General features: G+C 63.8%; 2 protein-coding genes and 1 pseudogene. All 3 read right to left on the bottom strand.

Translation table 11 applies throughout. The features are described 5' to 3' along the window. Positions 1-376, bottom strand: a pseudogene (locus tag EOA85_RS32790) (DUF559 domain-containing protein); the annotation flags it as partial. 2 nt (positions 377-378) lie between these two features. Next, the gene (locus tag EOA85_RS32785; RefSeq protein ID WP_127212477.1) at positions 379-1,875 is read right to left on the bottom strand and encodes an FAD-linked oxidase C-terminal domain-containing protein; all 1,497 of its coding nucleotides are present in this window, start codon (positions 1,873-1,875) and stop codon (positions 379-381) included. A gap of 201 nt (positions 1,876-2,076) precedes the next feature. Beyond that, positions 2,077-2,413 (bottom strand): DUF3422 family protein (locus EOA85_RS32780; RefSeq protein ID WP_127212476.1); only part of this gene is annotated, 337 nt, incomplete at its 5' end.

Raw genomic sequence — 2,413 nt, 5'->3', positions numbered from 1 at the left:
TTCCAGAACCGCACTACCGAAAACCCTTCGCCACGCATGAATTCGTCGCGTCGTCTGTCATAGGAACTCTCGGCATGGTGACTTCCGTCCAGTTCAACGACCAGCTTTTCGCTTCGGCAGCGAAGTCGGCGAAATACGGCCCGATCGGCATCTGTCGCACGAATTTATATCCGGCAAGCCTTTTGGCTTTCAGTTCGTTCCACAGGGTTGCTTCCATCGGATTGTCGCCATGCCGAAGCTCACGAGCACGCGCGATCTTTTCAGGCGGGCGGCGACTTGGCACGTCGGCCGCAGACCCCCTCTCCGTCTCGGGCTTTGCCCTAGCCACCTCTCCCCCGCTTCGCGGGGGCGAGGAACCCCCGTTCTGAGATCCCATCATCAAAACCTCGGAATGTCCGGAAACGCTGTCTGCCCGCGATGCACGTGCATGCGTCCGAGCTCGGCGCAGCGGCGCAACTGGGGAAACACCTTGCCCGGGTTGAGCAGATGGTTGGGATCGAAAGCGCATTTGACCCGCATCTGCTGGTCGAGGTCGATCTGGTCGAACATTTCCGGCATCAGGTCGCGCTTTTCCACGCCCACCCCGTGCTCGCCGGTCAGCACGCCGCCGACCTTGACGCAGAGCCGCAGGATGTCGGCGCCGAAACTTTCCGCCTTGTCGAGCTCGCCCGGCACATTGGCGTCATAAAGGATCAGCGGATGCAGGTTGCCGTCGCCGGCGTGAAAGACATTGGCGACGCCGAGCCCGTATTTCTCCGACAGTTCGCGCATCCCGTGCAGCACGCGCGGCAGTTCCTTGCGCGGGATGGTGCCGTCCATGCAGTAGTAGTCGGGCGAGATGCGGCCGACCGCCGGAAAGGCAGCTTTGCGGCCGGCCCAGAAGCTCAGCCTCTCCTGCTCCGACTGCGAGATGCGGCATGTGGTCGAGCCGTTCCTATAGGCGATGGCTTCGACAAGGCCGATCAAGTGATCGACCTCGACGCCCGGCCCGTCGAGCTCGACGATCAGTAGCGCCTCGACATCCAAGGGATAGCCGGCATGGACGAAATCCTCGGCCGCGTGGATCGCCGGGCGGTCCATCATCTCCATGCCGCCGGGGATGATGCCGGCGCCGATGATGTCGGCGACGCATTGGCCACCCTGCTCGCTGGTCGGGAAGCCGATCAAAAGCGCGCGCGCCGTCTCCGGCTTCTTCAGGATGCGCACAGTGACCTCGGTGACGACGCCGAGAAGCCCTTCGGAACCGGTCATCACCCCGAGCAGGTCATAGCCTTCCGCGTCGAGATGCTTGCCGCCGAGCCGCACCACCTCGCCGTTCATCAGCACCATCTCCATACCGAGCACATTGTTGGCGGTAAGACCGTACTTCAAGCAATGTACGCCGCCGGAATTCTCCGCGACATTGCCGCCGATCGAGCAGGCGATCTGGGAGGATGGATCGGGGGCGTAGTAAAAGCCCTCCTGCTCGACGGCGATGGTGATGCCGAGATTGGTGACGCCCGGCTGGGCGACGACGATGCGGTTTGGAAAATCGATCTCGAGAATGCGATTGAAGCGGCTCATGACCAGCAGCACGGCGTCTTCGAGCGGCAACGCCCCGCCGGACAAAGATGTGCCGGAACCGCGCGGCACGACGCGTATGTTGCGGTCATTGCAATATTTCAGCACGCGCGAGACCTGCGCCACCGTTTCGGGCAGCACCACGACCAGCGGCAATTGCCGATATGCGGTGAGGCCGTCGCTCTCGAAGGCACGCATCGAATTGGCAGCGTCGACGACGCCTTCGCCCGGCACGATGATGCGCATATCGGCGACGATCTCGTCGCGCCGGCGCATCGTGGCGTCGTCTGGCTTCGGCATCAGCAGGCTGGACATTGACAGTCTCCTTCGATCGACTGGTAAAAATCTTTTACCAGCGGCGGGCGCCTGTTGCAAATCCTGCTTTGGCCAAAATCGAGCGCCGACACCGGGACGCCTTCCGCAGCGGCTTGCGAGGAGGGCGGCGAACGAAGGGAGCGGGGGCGAGAGGGACGCGCTGACTTTCTCCCCGTCGAGGGACCTTCAGGGGGAGATGGCCTACTCGCCCGCTTGCTTGGCGGGTTCGGAGTGCAAGCGGCGCACACGGCGCACGCCCCACCAGACCAGCAGGATGGCGAGCGGCACCGAGGCGGCGGTGACGACCTCGGGCGCGAAGGTATGGCCGAAGATCGAGGCGCCCTTGGCGACGTAGCCGATGAGGCCGACGACGTAGTAGGAGACGGCGGCGACCGAGAGCCCTTCCACCGTCTGCTGCAGGCGCAGTTGGAGGCGGGCGCGGTTGTTCATCGACGCCAGCAGATCGCGGTTCTGCTTCTCGACGTCGACGTCGACCCAGGTGCGCAGCAGCGTGGTGGCGCGGGTGAGCTTCGTCGAC

It is taken from the genome of Mesorhizobium sp. M5C.F.Ca.IN.020.29.1.1, from assembly GCF_003997375.1.
GTDB lineage: Bacteria > Pseudomonadota > Alphaproteobacteria > Rhizobiales > Rhizobiaceae > Mesorhizobium > Mesorhizobium wenxiniae.
This window is presented reverse-complemented; position numbering and strand designations above follow the sequence as displayed.